The organism is Photorhabdus sp. S10-54, from assembly GCF_963878145.1.
In the GTDB taxonomy this organism is placed as follows: domain Bacteria; phylum Pseudomonadota; class Gammaproteobacteria; order Enterobacterales; family Enterobacteriaceae; genus Photorhabdus; species Photorhabdus kayaii.
This window is the reverse complement of the sequence record NZ_CAWNXG010000038.1, coordinates 1-18,962: the sequence shown is the minus strand read 5'-3', so window position 1 is coordinate 18,962 and position 18,962 is coordinate 1. Positions and strand designations below refer to the sequence as shown.

The following is an 18,962-nucleotide window of genomic DNA, read 5'->3' as shown; positions in this document are numbered from 1 at the left end:
TGCGGCGTATGAAAATAATACCTGGTTATGACCCACAGGCCAGGCTATTTAGCCTTTGGGTTCGTTTTCAAGAGGAACAATAATACTGGCATGATTTCCCTTTGGTCCTTGGTGAACGCTGAAATTCACCTTTTGGCCCGCTTTCAGCGTCCGGTAACCGTCCATCTGAATGGTTGAGTAATGAGCGAATATATCTTCTCCGCCGCTTGCCGGGCAAATAAACCCAAAACCCTTAGCATTATTGAACCACTTAACAGTACCTGTCTCCATACTTTTACATCCCTCGTCTAATGATTTCGGTTGAGATGAGCCATTAATATAACAGTCGTAAACAATCACATGTAAACAGTGGCATTATCTATGTTTGTTCACAAAACATACTGTAGTAAAAATCAAATTCTCGTCAAGCACAGAACAAATGTCTGGTTGTTTTGAATGACTAAAGTTTGATATAGATAACGATATGAGTTTCGTTCATGCACTTTTATGCCGAGTTTTCATAGGGGAATAGTCTGTGGTAAAAGGAGTTGCCCAGATAATGATAAGATAAATGGCAACATAATTTATTTGCTGGCAGTGGCTGGTTTTAGAGATTAATCCGTTGGGAAAATAATGAGCGAGTATCATAACAATTTGAAAAGTAAGGAATCTATTAAGGATGAGCGACAACAAAAACTGCAACCGCCGTCAATGTATCAGGTCATTCTTAACAATGATGATTACACTCCGATGGAGTTTGTAGTTGACGTATTACGAAAGTTCTTTTCTTATGATATTGAACGGGCAACGCAATTAATGTTGGATGTCCATTATCAAGGGAAGGCTGTTTGTGGGGTTTATACTGCTGAGGTGGCAGAAACTAAAGCAGCCCAGGTAAATATGTATGCCAGGGAGTATGGGCATCCATTACTTTGTACGCTGGAAAAAGTTTGACCAGGTATACTGATTTTTAGGGGGAGGTGCTTATGCTCAACCAAGAGCTTGAACTTAGTCTTAATATCGCCTTTGCTAAAGCACGGGATAACAGACACGAGTTTATGACCGTGGAGCACTTATTGCTGGCGTTGTTAAGTAATTCATCAGCGCGTGAAGCATTGGAAGCCTGCAAGGTCAATCTGGCTCAATTGCGTAAGGAGCTGGAGAATTTTATTTCACAAACGACACCGTTGTTACCTGAAAATGATGAGCGGGAGACTCAGCCAACGTTGAGCTTCCAACGTGTTCTTCAGCGCGCGGTATTTCATGTTCAATCCTCTGGGCGTTCAGAGGTTTCTGGTGCTAATGTGCTGGTGGCTGTTTTTAGCGAACAGGAGTCTCAAGCGGCTTATTTGCTGCGTAAACATGATGTGAGTCGTCTGGACGTGGTTAATTTCATTTCTCACGGAACTCAAAAAGAGGACTCGGAATCGGATCATCAGGAGACAGGCACGCAATCAGCAGAAGAGCAGCTTACAGGAGAGGATCGGTTGGAAAATTTTACAACTAATCTTAATCAACTCGCTCAAAGAGGACAGATTGATCCATTGATTGGCCGCCAGGATGAGTTAGAAAGAACAATTCAGATATTGTGCCGCCGTCGAAAAAACAACCCATTGTTGGTCGGAGAATCGGGGGTTGGTAAGACAGCTATTGCAGAAGGGCTGGCGTGGCGGATTGTGCAAAAAGATGTACCGGAAGTGATGGCAGATTGTACGATTTATTCGTTGGATATTGGTTCATTGCTAGCGGGAACTAAATATCGTGGCGATTTTGAGAAGCGCTTCAAAGCATTGTTAAAAACCCTTGAGCAGGATAGAAAAAGTATTCTATTTATAGATGAAATCCATACCATTATCGGTGCGGGGGCTGCGTCAGGGGGGCAGGTCGATGCGGCTAATCTGATTAAGCCATTGTTATCCAGTGGACGTATCAGAGTGATTGGTTCTACGACCTATCATGAATTCAGTAATATTTTTGAAAAAGATCGGGCATTAGCGCGTCGTTTTCAGAAGATTGATATTGTTGAGCCTTCACCCGAAGAGACAGTACAGATTATTAGAGGGTTGCGGCCAAAATATGAGGCGCACCATGATGTACGTTATACCACGAAAGCTATCCGTGCTGCGGTTGATTTATCGGTGAAATACATTACTGATCGCCACTTACCGGATAAGGCGATCGATGTGATCGATGAAGCTGGGGCGCGTACTCGTCTGGTGCCGATTAGTCGCCGTAAAAAAACGATTAATGTGTCGGATATTGAATTCGTCGTTGCCCGGATTGCCCGGATTCCTGAAAAAACCGTTTCTGCCAGTGATAAAGATGTCCTAAGAACGCTGGATGAGCGGCTGAAAATGTTGGTATTCGGTCAGGATACCGCGATTGCGGCATTGACCGAAGCTATTAAGATGAGTCGTGCAGGGTTGGGGCAGGATAATAAACCGGTGGGTTCTTTCCTACTTGCAGGTCCGACAGGCGTAGGGAAAACGGAAGTCACCGTACAGCTTGCTAAGGTGTTGAATATCAAATTATTGCGTTTTGATATGTCAGAATATATGGAGCGCCATACAGTAAGTCGTTTAATTGGTGCACCACCGGGATATGTTGGTTTTGATCAAGGAGGATTGCTTACGGATGCTGTGATTAAACATCCTCATTCAGTATTGCTGCTTGATGAGATTGAAAAAGCACATCCAGATGTATTTAACCTGTTATTGCAAGTCATGGATAACGGTACTCTGACTGATAACAACGGGCGCAAAGCGGATTTTCGTAACGTCATTTTAGTCATGACAACGAATGCGGGTGTACGTGAAACACAGCGCAAATCCATTGGATTTAAGCAGCAGGATAACAACTCCGATGCAATGGAAGAAATTAAGAAAGTGTTTACACCGGAATTCCGTAACCGTCTTGATGGTATCATCTGGTTTAATACGCTTTCTATTGAAGTCATTCAACAGGTAGTTGATAAGTTCATTGTCGCCTTGCAAGCACAATTGGATGAAAAAGGCGTTTCGCTGGAGGTCAGTGCGGATGCTCGTCAATGGTTATGTGATAAAGGCTATGATAAAGCAATGGGTGCTCGTCCAATGGCGCGGGTTATTCAGGATAGCTTGAAAAAACCGTTGGCAAATGAACTCCTATTCGGCTCATTAGTTCACGGTGGTTCGGTGAGTATCGGCTTGGATAAGGCAAAACGCATACTGACTTACGATTTCAGCAATGCTTATAAGCAGAAGCCGGAAGATGTAGTGCACTAATAGAAGAGCGACACCACAGGTGAATACAAAGTTGTTAAATACAAAGTTGCTACCTGTGGTGTAATATCTGAAAACGGTAATGAATCAGCGGCTACGGAAGACGATACGGCCTTTGCTCAGGTCATATGGGGTCAGCTCAACTGTAACCTTGTCGCCTGTCAGGATGCGAATATAGTTTTTACGCATTTTACCTGAAATGTGAGCAGTGACTACGTGCCCGTTTTCTAATTCAACGCGGAACATAGTGTTTGGTAGTGTGTCTAGCACAGTACCTTGCATTTCAATATTGTCTTCTTTGGCCATCTAATCCTCTAAGTTTAATAACCATCGTTTTTAACGGGCAAGATAATGCCGAAAAACCCTCATTATGTAAAGGAATGTTGTATTTTAACCCGTTATTTTGCAAATAGTGCATAGTGATATTTATGTTATCAGCAACATGAATCGGTCAAATGTTGATTATAATTCCAGTACTTGTTGTAACCAGCAACCAGGTTTTAATGACCGATTTCTGAATTGATAAAGATACTGAATAAATTCTTCCCTGGGGATCTCTTTTGCACCCAGTGAAGCTGTGTGATGGTTAAGCACTTGGCAATCCAGTAGTTCACCACCGTGTCGCAGAAAATGGTGATAGAAGGCAATGAACGCACATTTGGATGCATTCTCCATTCTGCTGAACATAGACTCACCGCAGAATAGTGTGCCAACGCTGACACCGTACAAACCACCAACAATCCGCTCATTGTGCCAGACTTCTACTGAATGCGCTTGTCCTATCTGATATAATTTTTTATAACCTTGTTGAATATCCTTGCCTATCCATGTTCCTTCCTGCCGTTGAGCACAGAAATGAACCACCTGTTCAAAAGCATGATTCACCGTAATATGGTATGGGGGATTGCGCAGAAACCGGCGTAGGGTTCGGCCGATATGCAATTCACCCGGAATGATTACCGCACGCGGATCGGGGGACCACCAAAGTGGCATTTCACTGGGTAAAAACCAAGGGAAAATACCTTGATGGTAGGCTGCATTTAATCGCTTAGCGGATAAATCTCCCCCGACTGCCAGTAGGCCGTTAGGCTCCGTTAATGCTTCTTTCGGGTGAGGGAAATCATATGAATCAGCATCCAGTTGAATTATTGGCATCATGTGTTACTGCCCCGGTTTAAGACGAATCTGATGTGGTCGCTGATAAAACTGATAATAGCGACCTTGCTGAGCCAGTAATTCATTATGCTGCCCTTGTTCAATAATAGTGCCGCCATCCATGACGTAAATACGGTCCATATGGTCAAGCCCGTACAGGCGGTGGGTGACAATAATCAGTGACTTATGCTGACAATGCTGATGCAATAGAGATAGAATTTGTTGTTCAGTATCCGCATCGAGTCCTTCCGTAGGTTCATCCAGTAACATCAGTGGCGCCGAGTGCAGTAACGCTCTGGCAATTCCCAAGCGGCGCTGTTCACCGCCTGACAACTGACGACCGCCTTCGCCCATCCAGCAGTTTAGTCCCTCATTGGTTTCCAGTAGATTGCTTAAACCTACCTGTTTCAGCACAATTTCTAGTTCATTATCGGTTGCATTTGGTTTTGCCAGTAATAAATTCTGTCGTAAAGTATGACTGAACACATGAACACGTTGTGAAACAACCGATATCATACTGCGCAGAGTTGATTCGTCATAAGCAGTAATAGAATGCTGATTCAGACAGATTGAGCCTGAATCAATATCCCAGGCCCGGGTCAATAATTGTAGCAAGGTAGATTTACCACAACCGGTTTTGCCTAACAGCGCGACATGTTCCCCTGCTTTCAAGCAGAGAGAAACATTTTTCAGGACGGCCATTGGCTGATCAGGATAAGTGAAACTGATATTTTTGATATCAATACTGGCTTGAGCTGAACTTTCCGGCCCTGATGTAGGAAAGGTTACTTCCGGTTCTTGTTGCATCAATTGAGAAACCCGGGTTGCAGAGGTAACGACCTGTCCTAGATGTTGAAATGCAACAGTGACGGGACCCAGAGTTTCAAATGCGGCAAGAGAACAGAAGACGAACAGTGCGATTAATGCCCCCGGTTGTTTGTTTCCCCCCACGCCGTTAGCTGCCAGCCATAAGATCAATGTGACAGTCATACCGGTGGCAAAAATCATAACTGCCTGTGACAAGCCGGTTAGATTCGCTTGCTGTTGCTGACGTCTTAACCAACGTGACTCAATATCAGCCATTGACTTGCGGAAACGGCCAGCAGCACCGAATACCATCAATTCGGCTTGTCCTTGCAATGCCGCTGTGAGTTGGGTGCGGTATTGACCACGCAGAATAGTCAGATTGTGGCCAACGGATTTACCTGCGTTATAAAATACTGATGGCAGCAGGATCAACAGAGCCAGCATAATACCGCCAAGGATATAGGCTAATGTGAGATCCAGAAAGCCAAGGCCGAAAGTGAGGACCATGATAACGATAAGAGCTGATAATATCGGCGAAATCACCCGTAAATAGAGATGATCCAATGTTTCAACATCAGCAACTAGTCGGTTTAATAATTCTCCTTGGCGAAAACGAGCTATTCCTCCCGGTGAAAGTGGCAAGATTTTCTGAAAGGCAAAAACCCGTAAATGTGCCAATACCCGGAAAGTGGCATCATGGCTAACCAACCGTTCAGCATAGCGCCCGGCAGTTCGAAGAATGGCTGAGCCACGGACACCGGCCGCCGGTAGCATATAGTTGAATGTATAACCGGCAAGACCTGCTAGTGCTGCGCCTGCAAGGAACCAGCCAGAGAGGGTCAGTAAACTTATGCTGGCGAGTAGTGTAACAATGGTCAGAACCATGCCTAAACTGATAAGAAACCAATGACGGCGATAGAGCGCCAGAAAAGGAAGCAATACCCGCATAATTACAGCTCCTTACTTCGATGGGATAACAGGCGGGTGAATACCCCTTGAGATTGGCTTAGCGACTGGTAATCTCCCTGTTCAATAATCAACCCCTTTTCCATGACCCAAATCTGATCATATTCCAGCGTTTCTTCCAATTGATGGGTAACTAACAGGGTCGTCTGATGATGAGATGCCTGATTGAGTGTTTCCATCACCTGTTGTTCGCTATGCGCATCCAGGCTGGCGCCAGGCTCATCCAGTAATAATAACCGGCAAGGTTTCAATAGGGCACGGGCAACAGCGATACGTTGGGCCTGACCAACGGATAATCGTGCTGCATTATCACCGATGATGGTATTCAGCCTATCGGGTAAATCGTGAATAAATTCGATGACGTATGCTTGTTCCATAACCTGATGGATTTGTTGTTGATTGGCATTAGGTTGGTTCAGACGAATATTATCAAGCAAAGTCTGCTCAGGCAGATGTGGATTTTGTCCAACCCAGCTCAGTTGATTACGCCATCTCTGTTGATCCAACTCACACAGTTCGGTGCCATTAATTTGTATTGAACCACGATAGGGCAGGAACCCTAACAGTAAATTCAAGAGGGAACTTTTACCTGCTCCACTTTGACCAATTAATGCCACCCGTTGATTTTTCTCTATAGTAAAATTCAACGGGCCAGCAAGCCGGTTGCCGTCGTGGGCCAAAATTTCCAGATTATTAGCAATGATGGTCAACGGATCTTGGGGGGGAAGTGTTTTATCACCACCGGCAGGTGCATATTCACCATCACTGCTCAATAAAGTCACTAATGCTTCGGCGGCCCCAATCGCCTGTGCTTTAGCGTGATAATAAGTACCCAGATCGCGTAATGGCTGAAAAAATTCTGGGGCGAGGGTTAACACCAGAAAACCGGCAAACAGGGTAACACCCATCCCGTAACTGCCAAAATTAAGCTCCCCCAAATAGGAGAAACCGAAATAAACAGCGACAACGGCAATAGAAATGGCTGCAAAGAACTCCAGCACCGCAGAGGAAAGGAACGCTAATCTCAGCACTTCCATCGTTCTGCAACGGAAGTTTTCGGTGGATTCGTTGATTTGTTGTGTTTCTACTTTGCCGCGATAAAACAAGCGCAACGTTTCTAACCCACGTAACCTATCAAGAAAATTACCGCTTAACCGCCCTAGTGCGACAAAATTACGCCGATTAGCGTCTGCGGCGCCTAAACCAACCAGCGCCATAAATAGCGGGATCAGGGGAGCAGTAGCGAATAAAATTAGCCCGGCAGCCCAGTTAACAGGGAATAGGGTGATCAGAATAAGAATAGGGATTATGACGGCGAGAGACATCTGTGGCAGATAGCGGGAATAATAATCCTGCATATCTTCTATCTGCTCAAGAATAATGGTTGCCCAGCTACCGGCTGGTTTACCCTTAACCCACATTGGGCCAAGTTGTTCCAGCTTATCTAATACCATAGCGCGGATTTTCTGACGCACGACTTTGCCACAGATAAAACCGATTCGTTCCCGAATGGCACTGATGATAGCTCGTAACACAAAGGTGGCTGCTAGCAACCAAAATTCGTTCGTAATGTGCTCGCGTGGAAGATTATCCATGATTAAAGCTTGCAGAATTGAGGCCAGTAGCCAGGCTTGAGCAATAATCAATAATCCATTGATTAAGCCAAATAACATGGACAGGCGGAGCCAGCGTTGGGCCGGGGCACTTTGCTGTTTCAGCCAGCGAACCAATTCATACTGTCTTGTTTTGTCCATAAGGAAAAATTCTAATTTAACAGGTGAGAGTAATGGTGTACCAAAAGGCTGGACATATCCTATGTGTCAACATCCTGCTGATATGTTACATGTTAAAAAGCGCTACCGAAATAGCGCCTTGAAAGAAAAAGAATTTATTTAGCGGCTAGCCCATCCAGGAAACGTTCTGCGTCAAGGGCTGCCATACAACCTGTACCGGCGGACGTAATTGCCTGTCGGTAGGTATGATCCATGACATCACCGGCGGCGAATACACTGGGAATAGAGGTCTGAGTGGCGTTACCCTGTAAACCGGATTGAACTTTGATGTAACCATTATCCAGTTCTAATTGGCCTTCAAAGATAGTGGTATTGGGAGTATGGCCGATAGCAATGAAGGTGCCGGTAACCGCCAATTCTTCTGTAGCGCCACTTTGGGTATCGCGTAGGCGAACACCGGTAACACCCATATCATCACCGAGTACTTCATCCAGAATACGATCGGTGTGCAGGATGATATTGCCATTTTTGACTTTATCCATCAGGCGATTAATCAAGATCTTCTCTGAACGGAAGGTATCACGGCGATGAATTAGATGAACTTCCGCTGCAATATTTGCCAGATATAAGGCCTCTTCTACCGCAGTATTACCACCGCCAACAACGGCGACTTTCTGGTTACGATAAAAGAAACCATCACAAGTTGCACAGGCTGAAATACCACGCCCTTTGAATGTCTCTTCAGAAGGTAAACCTAAGTAACGGGCAGAAGCACCTGTTGCGATAATCAGTGCGTCACAGGTATATTCTTGTTCATCACCATAAAGGCGTAAAGGCCGGTTTTGCAGATCAACTTTTTGAATATGGTCAGAAATGATTTTAGTTTGGAATTTTTCAGCATGTTGGTGCATGCGCTCCATTAACCCTGGGCCGGTCAAATCTTCAGGATCGCCTGGCCAGTTTTCGACCTCGGTGGTTGTAGTCAATTGACCGCCTTTTTCAACCCCGGTAATAAGAACCGGATTTAAATTTGCTCGGGCAGCATAAACCGCAGCGGTATAGCCTGCTGGACCGGAGCCAAGAATAATGAGTTTGTGGTGTTTGGCGGCGCTCATGAATACCTCATTTCCATTTATCACCTATCGAATATCGAACGATTGTAGGAGAAATAGGAGGGTAAAAAAAGTTAAAAGACTCATGTTACTAACGATTTTACCGATAGATATTAACTAACAATGATTTTAACCTGAGAAAAGTGTCCTTTTAGTGCTGTTTGGATTTTATTTGCTCGTTTTCAATTAATGATAGACTATCGAAACGATTAACTGAAAATTTGTTCCACAGGTTGTTCTGATTTTTGCTCATTTACTTTGACAATCGGCTGTGCATTTGCGAAAACATCACTGTAAGAGATAATTATCCACCTCGCTAAATTCGTTTCTATAAAAATCGACATGCGGATAATTCCCTCTAGTGTAGCATTAAAAAAATGGCCTGTGAGTTGCTTTACGCTGATAGAGCGAGGCTTTAACTTTAAGACATCTTTTCCAACTCAAACTCAAGAGATAGGGGAAAATGTTATGGGTGTAGGAAAATAAAGAGAGATCAACAAAATGATAGATAATAAAAAACGTCCGGGAAAAGATCTTGATCGCATAGATCGTAATATCCTAAATGAGCTACAGAAAGATGGGCGAATTTCTAATGTAGAACTGTCTAAACGGGTAGGTTTGTCTCCAACCCCGTGTCTGGAGCGTGTTCGTCGTCTGGAACGCCAAGGGTTTATTACTGGATACACGGCATTGCTGAATCCTCACTATTTGGATGCATCTTTGCTGGTATTTGTTGAAATTACCTTAAACCGTGGTGCTCCAGATGTTTTTGAACAATTCAACGCTGCTGTACAAAAATTGGAAGAGATTCAGGAATGCCACTTAGTTTCCGGTGATTTCGACTATCTATTGAAAACTCGCGTACCAGACATGTCAGCTTATCGTAAGTTGCTAGGCGAAACTTTGTTGCGTTTGCCAGGTGTTAATGACACCCGCACATATGTTGTGATGGAAGAAGTTAAGCAGAGCAATCGTTTGGTCATTAAGACTCGCTAAAATCTTACCAAAAATGTACAGGTGCAAAACTGGAAAAACTTAGGTACACTCCTGTTTATGCATACAGTTTCAACGCTGAGCTATCTCGGCGTTGTTCCGTTAAATTAACAGGAAACCTGGAGAGCCTTTCTTGAGCCAGGAATATACAGAAGATAAAGATATTAAATTAAAGAGACTGAGTAGTGGGCGCAGGCTGTTAGAAGCTGTGTTGCTTGTCATTGTTATCCTAGCGGTTTATCTGCTGGTCGCACTTGTCAGTTTTAACCCTTCTGATCCCAGTTGGTCTCAGACTGCATGGCATGAGCCAGTGCATAATTTGGGTGGTGGTGTGGGTGCATGGCTGGCCGATACGCTGTTTTCTGCATTTGGCATTCTAGCTTATGTCATCCCGCCAGTGATGATATTGGGTTGCTGGACTGCTTTTAAGCAACATGATGACCGAGAGTATGTTGATTTCTTTGCGTTGGCTTTGCGCGTTATTGGTGCATTGGCAATCGTTTTGACTTCATGTGGATTAGCGGCACTGAATGTTGACGATCTCCATTACTTTGCTTCCGGCGGTATTATTGGCAGTCTGTTTAGTAGTGCGATGTTGCCCTGGTTTAATGAATTAGGTGCAACTTTGGTCTTGCTGTGTATTTGGGCAATTGGGTTGACGTTATTTACTGGTTGGTCATGGTTAACCATTGCTGAAAAAACGGGAGCAGTAATTCTGGGAGCAATAGGATTTATTACCAATCGTAGCCGTAATGAACAGGAATATATGCCATACGGTGAAACGGCTATTGAGAGGGAAGATCCCGCCGATGATAAAACAGAATCTGAATTTACAGCGGCTGATATTGATCATGATGATGTACTATTTACAGCACCTTCAGCCGTAGAATTAGCAAAAGCTGAACTGGACGAACCAGAATCGGTGAAAGCAGAAATCGAACAAGAACAGCCAATAGATATTCCTACCACTAATATGGCTGATATTGATGCTGAACCTGAAATTCTGGTTAATACATCCGATGATATTGCACGCCCTCAGTCATTAGTAGAAGAGAGTGAAAAGAATAATGACGAACTTGTTCGTTATGTATTTGAAACGCCTGCTGAGTACCGTTTTGAGCCTATATCTGAATTTAATCGTGAAGCAACGCCAACATTTGAATCCATCGAAAATAGCCAGGACAGCGGTGATACCTTCACTTTCATGCCTGAAACAGAGTCAAAAAATGTTGTAGCGTCAACTGCTGCAACGGTTATAACGGGTAACTCTCAAGTAAAACAAGGAATCGGGCCAGAACTACCTCGTCCTAATCCTGTTCGTATTCCAACTCGCCGTGAATTGTATGGCATTAAAGTGCCTTCACAACGTCTTGCAGAACAACAGCGTGAAGAGGAGGCTAAACAGCAAGTAGGTGGAACGGATGATGATATTGAGTCTGATAAACAGCAAGAAGCGTTGCTGAGTCAGCAGTTTCTTGAACAACAGCGCGAGCGTTATCGTATTACGGCGGATACAGAAGAACAGACTCCAATCCAGCCTCAGATAAGACAGAATCTATTTGAGCTGGAAAATGAGCCTTCGGTGGAAAAACGGGTTCAAACAGCGACAGAGACTGTCAAACAGACAGTTGAGCAGCCGCAATATAAGCGTTATCAGGAGCAAGGTCACCAGGAGAAAAAAGAGCTTTCTGCTCTGGAGAGTTTATCGATTTTAAATAACTTTTCACCGGTTGAAGATTTAGTTGAAAAAGAGCCGGCAGAGCCGTTATTTATGCCTTCTGTTCAATCAGCACCGGAAAATCAATCAGAACGACCCACAGAAATTGCTTTTGCGCCAGCACCTGTACACAATGTTGTGCAGCAACCGCAGCAACCGCAGCAACCGCAGCAACCGCAGCAACCGCAGCAACCGCAGCAACCGCAGCAACCGCAGCAACCGCAGCAACCGCAGCAACCGCAGCAACCGCAGCAAGATAGCTTATTCCATCCGTTTTTAGTTCGTAACGATCAACCGTTGCCAAAACCAACGACACCAATGCCTTCGCTCGATCTGCTAATCAGTCCTTTAGCAGAAGAGGAACCCGTTGATATGTTTGCCCTTGAGCAAACGTCCCGTTTGATTGAAGTGCGTCTGAGTGATTATCGAGTTAAAGCTGATGTTGTGGGTTTTTCACCCGGTCCGGTGATTACCCGGTTTGAACTGGATTTAGCTCCGGGTGTTAAAGCCTCACGTATTTCCAACTTATCAAGAGATTTAGCACGTTCTCTATCAGCGGTCGCTGTGCGTATTGTTGAAGTGATTCCGGGTAAACCTTATGTTGGCTTGGAATTGCCGAATAAAAAGCGCCAGACGGTCTATTTGCGTGAAGTATTGGATTGTGAAAAATTCCGCGATAATCCGTCACCACTGACAATTGTGTTGGGTAAAGATATTGGCGGCCAGCCGGTTGTCGCTGATTTAGGTAAAATGCCGCACTTGCTGGTGGCGGGTACAACCGGTTCGGGTAAATCTGTTGGTGTCAACGCTATGATCCTCAGTATCCTCTATAAAGCAAAACCAGAGGATGTCCGCTTTATTATGATTGACCCGAAAATGTTGGAGTTGTCGGTTTATGAAGGTATTCCGCATCTGTTAACCGAAGTTGTTACCGATATGAAAGATGCTGCTAATGCACTGCGCTGGTGTGTCGGTGAAATGGAACGCCGTTATAAACTGATGTCTGCATTGGGTGTGCGTAATCTGGCGGGTTATAACGAAAAGGTTAAGCAGGCAGAAGAGATGGGACGCCCAATTCCTCATCCATTCTGGAAGCCGGGTGACAGCATGGATGCTACTCATCCGGTGCTGAAAAAAGAACCGTATATTGTTGTTATGGTCGATGAATTTGCTGACTTAATAATGACCGTCGGCAAAAAAGTCGAAGAGCTGATTGCCCGATTAGCGCAGAAAGCTCGAGCTGCTGGTATCCATCTGGTTCTGGCGACTCAACGTCCATCTGTCGATATTATTACCGGTCTGATTAAAGCCAATATTCCGACTCGTATTGCCTTTACGGTTTCCAGCAAAATTGATTCCCGCACCATCCTTGATCAAGGCGGCGCTGAATCTTTGTTAGGCATGGGGGATATGCTTTATCTGGCGCCAAACTCCTCGATTCCGGTGCGTGTTCACGGTGCATTTGTTCGGGATCAGGAAGTTCATAAAGTGGTTAATGATTGGAAAGCTCGCGGTCGTCCAGAGTATGTTGACAGCATTCTCAGTGGTGGTGATGATGCTGAAGGTGGCTTGGGTCTTGATAGCGACGAAGAGTTGGATGCCCTGTTTGATCAGGCAGTTCAATTCGTGACGGAAAAACGACGAGTTTCGATTTCTGGCGTCCAGCGTCAATTCCGTATTGGTTATAACCGAGCGGCGCGTATTGTGGAACAGATGGAGGCACAACAGATTGTCAGTGCTCCGGGTCATAATGGTAATCGTGAAGTATTAGCCCCACCGCCACATGAGCACTAATTATTGAATATTGAAAACTCTGATAGTAAATCACTCAGGTAATAACGTTGAGAAAGAAGTAATAACGTTGAGAAAGGTATCTCTTACATGAAAAAGCTGATATTGATTGGTTGTTTAATGGTTGGCATGAATATCAATGTGGCATGGGCAAATGCCAGCCAGAATTTGCAGGAACGTTTGGGTAAAGTAAATAGTTTTCATGCCAGCTTTACTCAAACCGTCACTAGTGATGATGGGGCAACAATTCAGGAAGGCGAGGGGCAATTGTGGGTGAAACGTCCAAACCTATTCAACTGGCATATGACATCACCTGATGAAAGTGTCTTGGTATCGGATGGTAAAACATTGTGGTTTTATAATCCATTTGTTGAGCAGGTAACGGCTAATTGGTTGAAAGATGCCACAGGTAACACGCCGTTTATGTTAATTACTCGTAACGATGCTAAAGATTGGTCCCAATATAAAATTAGCCAGCAAGGGAATGATTTTGAACTGACGCCGAATAATGTCACTGGTAATCTGAAACGTTTCTCGATTACCGTTACGATGGATGGCACTATCCAAAAATTTTCTGCTATTGAGCAGGATGGACAAAAGAGTGCTTATCAATTAAAAGGGCAGCAAAATACCCATGTGGATGCGGCAAAGTTCAGTTTTACGCTACCGAAAGGCGTTACGCTGGATGATCAGCGCCAGTGAGGTTTAAGTGAACAACCTGTCACTCAATTTTTCTCAAAATGAATTTCAGCCATTGGCCGCGCGTATGCGGCCGATGACATTAGAGCAATATATCGGGCAGCGGCATTTACTCGCTGAAGGAAAACCTCTGCCAAGGGCTATCCGGGCTGGACAACTGCACTCCATGATTTTATGGGGGCCACCGGGGACGGGCAAAACAACATTAGCTGAAATTATTGGGCATTATGCTCAGGCTGATGTTGAACGGATATCTGCGGTCACTTCCGGTATCAAAGAGATACGTGAATCGATTGAAAAAGCGCGTCAGAACCGGAATTCAGGGCGTAGAACTATCCTGTTTGTTGATGAAGTACATCGTTTTAACAAAAGCCAACAGGATGCTTTTCTGCCACACATTGAAGATGGCACGATCACCTTTATTGGTGCGACGACAGAAAATCCCTCTTTTGAACTGAATTCCGCATTACTTTCACGAGTGCGTGTCTATCTACTTAAGTCATTGACAACAGAAGAGATTGAGCAGGTTCTTGAGCAGGCCATGAATGATAAAGAGCGTGGTTATCGTGGACAGAATATCGTTTTGCCCGAAAACACCCGTCGTATGGTGGCGGAACTGGTTGCAGGTGATGCTCGTCGCTCACTGAATCTGCTTGAAATGATGGCGGATGTGGCAGAAACCGATGCTCAGGGGCTGAGGGTTTTGACACCGGGGCTATTGAAAGAAGTCAGTGGAGAGAGAAGTGCGCGTTTTGATAATAAAGGTGATCGTTATTACGATTTGATTTCAGCACTGCATAAATCTATTCGTGGTTCTGCACCTGACGCTGCGCTTTATTGGTATGCTCGAATTATTACTGCCGGTGGTGATCCGTTATATGTTGCCCGTCGTTTATTGGCTATTGCTTCCGAAGATGTTGGTAATGCCGATCCTAGAGGAATGCAGGTAGCGATTGCTGCATGGGATTGTTTTACCCGTGTTGGGCCGGCAGAAGGTGAAAGGGCGATTGCTCAGGCTATTGTTTATCTTGCTTGTGCACCGAAAAGTAACGCTGTTTATACCGCTTTTAAAGCAGCAATGGCTGATGCGAAGGAAAAACCTGATTATGATGTTCCCGCACATTTGCGCAATGCACCGACAAAATTGATGAAAGGGATGGGGCTTGGCGAGGAATATCGTTATGCCCATGACGAACCTAATGCTTATGCTGCGGGTGAAGTTTATTTTCCGCCTGAGATGCGGGAAACTCGTTATTATCATCCGGCTAACCGAGGATTAGAAGGTAAAATAGGCGATAAACTCGCCTGGCTTGCTGAACAGGATCAAAATAGCCCGATAAAACGCTATCGCTAACATTATTGTTGCGGTAAGGTTGGCAGGTAAAATATCTTATGGCCCATCAACTTGTGTGGGCCTATTCACATCATCTATACCCAATGGATTTCAAGATCCATCGCGACGGCAAGGGAGCGAATCCCTGGGAGCATAGATAACTATGTGACCGGGGTGAGTAAGTGCAGCCAACAAAGAGGCAACTTGAAAGATAACGGGTATAACTTAATAACGACAAGCACAGGACTAGCATGCTCGATCCAAACATACTGCGTAATGAGCTAGACGCAGTCGCCGAAAAACTGGCTCGCAGGGGTTATACCCTTGACGTGGATACGCTGCGCAAACAAGAAGAGCGCCGTAAAGTTTTACAAGTTGAAACTGAAACCCTGCAAGCAGAACGTAATTCCCGATCGAAAGCTATTGGTGCAGCAAAAGCCCGTGGTGAAGATATTGATCCGCTACGTCAGGAAGTGAACCAGTTAGGTGAAAAGTTGGATACAGCGAAAGCCGAACTGGAAAAACTTCAAGCTGAAATCCGTGATTTGGCTTTAAGTATCCCTAACATTCCAGATGACTCTGTACCGGTAGGTAAAGATGAGAACGACAATTTGGAAGTGAGCCGTTGGGGTGAGCCAGGTAAATATGATTTTGAAATTCAAGATCATGTTTCATTAGGTGAATTGACCAATGGTCTGGACTTTGCCGCTGCGGTTAAACTAACCGGTTCACGCTTTGTGGTGATGAAAGGGCAAATTGCCCGTCTGCATCGGGCCTTGGCGCAATTTATGCTAAACCTTCACACAGAACAGCATGGCTATTTGGAAACTTATGTTCCCTATTTGGTAAACCATGAAACCTTATATGGTACGGGTCAATTGCCGAAATTTGGTGAAGATCTTTTTCATACTAAGCCGCTGGAAGAAGAGGCGGAAAGCCATTACGCGCTGATCCCAACTGCTGAAGTTCCGATAACCAACTTGGTTCGTGGTGACATTCTGGATGAAAATGAATTGCCATTGAAAATGACCGCTCATACCCCTTGCTTCCGTTCAGAAGCGGGTTCTTATGGCCGTGACACTCGTGGCCTGATCCGTATGCACCAGTTTGATAAAGTTGAGTTGGTTCAGATTGTTCATCCTGATGAATCAATGGATGCATTGGAAGCATTGACAGGACATGCAGAGAAAGTACTGCAATTACTGAACCTGCCATATCGTAAAGTTTTATTGTGTACCGGTGATATGGGTTTTAGCGCGTGTAAAACTTATGATTTGGAAGTGTGGTTACCGGCTCAGAACACATATCGTGAAATCTCTTCCTGTTCTAATATGTGGGATTTCCAGGCGCGCCGTATGCAAGCACGTTTCCGTGGCAAAGAAGATAAGAAAACTCAATTACTCCATACCCTGAATGGCTCTGGTTTGGCAGTTGGCCGTACTCTGGTTGCCATTATGGAAAACTATCAGCAAGCCGATGGTCGTATTGAAATACCCGAAGTATTGCGTCCATATATGGGTGGTTTGGAATATATTGGTTGATTATTGTATTAATGAAAAGCGCCAGATTTGGCGCTTTTTGCTGTCTATTTTATTAATTACAAATTTACTGAAAATAAAATTACCAAATTCAGTAAATAATAAATGTATCTTTATCTTTTAGTTAACTAAAGTCGATGACTTCTCCTTACTGATGAAAATGCTACGGTAAGATGAATAATAGCTGGCGAAAAATATTGGTATAGTGACTAAAAAGCCTAAGCCGAAAGTCACTATAGAAAGTGTCGTCATTAACGCAAAGATAATAAAGAATAGGAAACCGGGCAATAAATTCTTCTTCACTGCTTCCAGGCTCATTGATACGGCAGCACCAAATTTCAAATTGTGAATAACGATTAACGCTGGTGCAAACCAGGTTAAAGCAGCAGCAATGATGCTGAAGATAAACAGAATAAAGACACCAAGAAGTAATGGAGACAGATCACTTGGGAATATTTCAGTAGGAACTTCACCATATTGACTAGCTAAGAAGATGTTAATCATGGCACTACCGCCGAGAATAAACATTGCTATGATACCAAGAAGCATAATGCCAAATGATAAGGCACCAACGCCAAGTAGTGACGCAAAGTTTTGCTGAAATCCGCTGAATAACAGCCCTAGTTCAAATTCTCCGGTAGTTCTCTGTTTTTCACACAGAGCAATAATGCCTCCAGCTAGTACTGAACCCAAAATCCCTGCAAATATCCCAAGGAAAGGAATAAGCTGTAAACCAGATATGATAATGAAATAAATGATACTAAGTAGTATCCACATACCTAATTTACGTTTGACGAGACCCCATGCTTGACTAATCCATCCCATACCTTCGACGCTACTGAGGGATTGACCTCCAAGGATAAATACCTCTTGATTGTTGTATATACCCGTCATCTTTCAAGTTGCCTCTTTGTTGGCTGCACTCGCTCACCCCGGTCACATAGTTACCTATGCTCCCGGGGATTCACTCCCTTGCCGTCGCGATGCATCTTGAAATCCATAGGGTATATAGCGTTGGAATTAAAATTTAGGTTCTTATTATCCATGTATTTTCCAATTTAATTATTAACTTGTAATTTATTGAATCGCTTTTTCTGTCTGCATCTTCAAAGTTACAGTCAGCTGTAAAAAGCTGGCAAGTATAATATATTAAATTTATTAATCAACAAGCACTAAATAGGAGTAATTAACTAATGATGTGATGTATTTTCAAGCAATTCGTTGCTGTCTGTTTTTTAACTTCAACAAGTGGTTTTTTCATTACCTAAATAACTAAGCTATCTTTGTAATATATTGTGGTTTCTATCATATAAATTAATTAATATTTATATTTCAATGCCGATTTTTCATCATCGATTATTTAACTGGTTTATGAGAAAATTTACTTTTGTAGTTGAAAACATCATTAAAGATAGTTGTTTTTGGAAAATAGATTATCTGATTAAACTATTTATATCCTTATTATCCTTATTATCCTTATTATCCTTATTATCCTTATTATCCTTTTTCATGGGATATAAGCATTAATAAAGTCTATTTTTGTTTTTCATTTTTCAACGATAGATTTATGATAGGCCGATTTTAAACCTGTTATTAAAAATCATTGTTTTAACTTCTGATTTTAATCGGTATAAGGTTTTAACGGTTGTTTTTACCACTTTTGATGCCTGTTTTATATTAAGTTTAATTTTGAGTATTTAAGATATCGCGGTTTGGCATAATCAATGCCACATAATAATGCTGTGAGTAACAGCCCTGAACAGGCTCATTTGAAGGTATTGGCTCGTCGTCATTTTGCTAAGAAAGCCGTGAAAATAACGCCGGAAGTAAAAAAATGGATAAAACGGTTAATTTGGAAAGACTTAAGTCCTGAACAGGT

Annotated in this window: 14 protein-coding genes and 1 pseudogene; 8 read left to right on the top strand and 7 right to left on the bottom strand. The window is 43.6% G+C overall.

All coding sequences use genetic code 11. The annotated features are described in order from the left end of the window. Positions 1-48 precede the first annotated feature (48 nt). Positions 49-270: a cold shock-like protein CspD gene (gene cspD / locus AACQ83_RS17960; RefSeq protein WP_036814644.1), complete on the bottom strand. Its 222-nt coding sequence runs from the start codon at positions 268-270 to the stop codon at positions 49-51. Positions 271-612: 342 nt separating this feature from the next. Here cspD and clpS point away from each other — a divergent pair, with 342 nt between their 5' ends. Both clpS and clpA read left to right on the top strand, forming a co-directional pair. Beyond that, positions 613-933, top strand: a complete 321-nt coding sequence (gene clpS, locus AACQ83_RS17955) for an ATP-dependent Clp protease adapter ClpS (protein WP_112878986.1) — start codon at positions 613-615, stop codon at positions 931-933. A 32-nt stretch (positions 934-965) separates the two neighbouring features. Further along, positions 966-3,242, top strand: a complete 2,277-nt coding sequence (gene clpA / locus AACQ83_RS17950; protein WP_112878985.1) for an ATP-dependent Clp protease ATP-binding subunit ClpA — start codon at positions 966-968, stop codon at positions 3,240-3,242. An 84-nt stretch (positions 3,243-3,326) separates the two neighbouring features. On the opposite strand, the gene infA is transcribed toward clpA, so the two are convergent. The 5 genes from infA to trxB all read right to left on the bottom strand — a co-directional run bounded on the left by infA (position 3,327) and on the right by trxB (position 9,015). Continuing rightward, positions 3,327-3,545 carry a translation initiation factor IF-1 gene (gene infA / locus AACQ83_RS17945; protein WP_002211347.1) on the bottom strand — a complete coding sequence of 73 codons (219 nt, stop codon included), beginning with the start codon at positions 3,543-3,545 and terminating at the stop codon, positions 3,327-3,329. A gap of 156 nt (positions 3,546-3,701) precedes the next feature. Next, the gene (gene aat, locus AACQ83_RS17940; RefSeq protein WP_112879011.1) at positions 3,702-4,394 is read right to left on the bottom strand and encodes a leucyl/phenylalanyl-tRNA--protein transferase; all 693 of its coding nucleotides are present in this window, start codon (positions 4,392-4,394) and stop codon (positions 3,702-3,704) included. Between the two features lie 6 nt (positions 4,395-4,400). Then, on the bottom strand, positions 4,401-6,149 hold the full coding sequence (gene cydC / locus AACQ83_RS17935; RefSeq protein WP_112878984.1) for a heme ABC transporter ATP-binding protein/permease CydC: 1,749 nt from the start codon (positions 6,147-6,149) through the stop codon (positions 4,401-4,403). A 2-nt stretch (positions 6,150-6,151) separates the two neighbouring features. Further along, entirely contained in the window at positions 6,152-7,921 is a 1,770-nt protein-coding gene (cydD, locus tag AACQ83_RS17930; RefSeq protein WP_112878983.1) for a heme ABC transporter permease/ATP-binding protein CydD, read from the bottom strand. Between the two features lie 134 nt (positions 7,922-8,055). Then, the gene (gene trxB, locus AACQ83_RS17925; RefSeq protein WP_112878982.1) at positions 8,056-9,015 is read right to left on the bottom strand and encodes a thioredoxin-disulfide reductase; all 960 of its coding nucleotides are present in this window, start codon (positions 9,013-9,015) and stop codon (positions 8,056-8,058) included. 498 nt (positions 9,016-9,513) lie between these two features. Here trxB and lrp point away from each other — a divergent pair, with 498 nt between their 5' ends. From lrp to serS, 5 genes are all read left to right on the top strand, one after another. Then, positions 9,514-10,008: a leucine-responsive transcriptional regulator Lrp gene (lrp, locus tag AACQ83_RS17920; protein WP_011145896.1), complete on the top strand. Its 495-nt coding sequence runs from the start codon at positions 9,514-9,516 to the stop codon at positions 10,006-10,008. Positions 10,009-10,138: 130 nt separating this feature from the next. Further along, entirely contained in the window at positions 10,139-13,516 is a 3,378-nt protein-coding gene (locus AACQ83_RS17915; protein ID WP_112878981.1) for a DNA translocase FtsK 4TM domain-containing protein, read from the top strand. 87 nt (positions 13,517-13,603) lie between these two features. Next, positions 13,604-14,215: an outer membrane lipoprotein chaperone LolA gene (lolA, locus tag AACQ83_RS17910; RefSeq protein WP_112878980.1), complete on the top strand. Its 612-nt coding sequence runs from the start codon at positions 13,604-13,606 to the stop codon at positions 14,213-14,215. A gap of 7 nt (positions 14,216-14,222) precedes the next feature. Beyond that, on the top strand, positions 14,223-15,566 hold the full coding sequence (locus AACQ83_RS17905) for a replication-associated recombination protein A (RefSeq protein ID WP_112878979.1): 1,344 nt from the start codon (positions 14,223-14,225) through the stop codon (positions 15,564-15,566). Positions 15,567-15,796: 230 nt separating this feature from the next. Further along, the gene (gene serS, locus AACQ83_RS17900; RefSeq protein ID WP_112878978.1) at positions 15,797-17,086 is read left to right on the top strand and encodes a serine--tRNA ligase; all 1,290 of its coding nucleotides are present in this window, start codon (positions 15,797-15,799) and stop codon (positions 17,084-17,086) included. A 117-nt stretch (positions 17,087-17,203) separates the two neighbouring features. On the opposite strand, the gene AACQ83_RS17895 is transcribed toward serS, so the two are convergent. Next, positions 17,204-17,977 (bottom strand): BPSS1780 family membrane protein, encoded by a 774-nt coding sequence (locus tag AACQ83_RS17895; RefSeq protein ID WP_112878977.1) that lies wholly within the window; start codon positions 17,975-17,977, stop codon positions 17,204-17,206. A gap of 860 nt (positions 17,978-18,837) precedes the next feature. Here AACQ83_RS17895 and AACQ83_RS17890 point away from each other — a divergent pair. Next, positions 18,838-18,962, top strand: a pseudogene (locus AACQ83_RS17890) (IS30 family transposase); the annotation flags it as partial.

Coding starts and splice junctions, on each gene's coding strand:
- lrp (WP_011145896.1), top strand. CDS start 9,514: ATGATAGATAATAAAAAACGTCCGGGAAAAGATCTTGATCGCATAGAT.
- clpA (WP_112878985.1), top strand. CDS start 966: ATGCTCAACCAAGAGCTTGAACTTAGTCTTAATATCGCCTTTGCTAAA.
- cydC (WP_112878984.1), bottom strand. CDS start 6,149: ATGCGGGTATTGCTTCCTTTTCTGGCGCTCTATCGCCGTCATTGGTTT.
- trxB (WP_112878982.1), bottom strand. CDS start 9,015: ATGAGCGCCGCCAAACACCACAAACTCATTATTCTTGGCTCCGGTCCA.
- aat (WP_112879011.1), bottom strand. CDS start 4,394: ATGCCAATAATTCAACTGGATGCTGATTCATATGATTTCCCTCACCCG.
- AACQ83_RS17895 (WP_112878977.1), bottom strand. CDS start 17,977: ATGACGGGTATATACAACAATCAAGAGGTATTTATCCTTGGAGGTCAA.
- cspD (WP_036814644.1), bottom strand. CDS start 270: ATGGAGACAGGTACTGTTAAGTGGTTCAATAATGCTAAGGGTTTTGGG.
- cydD (WP_112878983.1), bottom strand. CDS start 7,921: ATGGACAAAACAAGACAGTATGAATTGGTTCGCTGGCTGAAACAGCAA.
- clpS (WP_112878986.1), top strand. CDS start 613: ATGAGCGAGTATCATAACAATTTGAAAAGTAAGGAATCTATTAAGGAT.
- lolA (WP_112878980.1), top strand. CDS start 13,604: ATGAAAAAGCTGATATTGATTGGTTGTTTAATGGTTGGCATGAATATC.
- infA (WP_002211347.1), bottom strand. CDS start 3,545: ATGGCCAAAGAAGACAATATTGAAATGCAAGGTACTGTGCTAGACACA.
- serS (WP_112878978.1), top strand. CDS start 15,797: ATGCTCGATCCAAACATACTGCGTAATGAGCTAGACGCAGTCGCCGAA.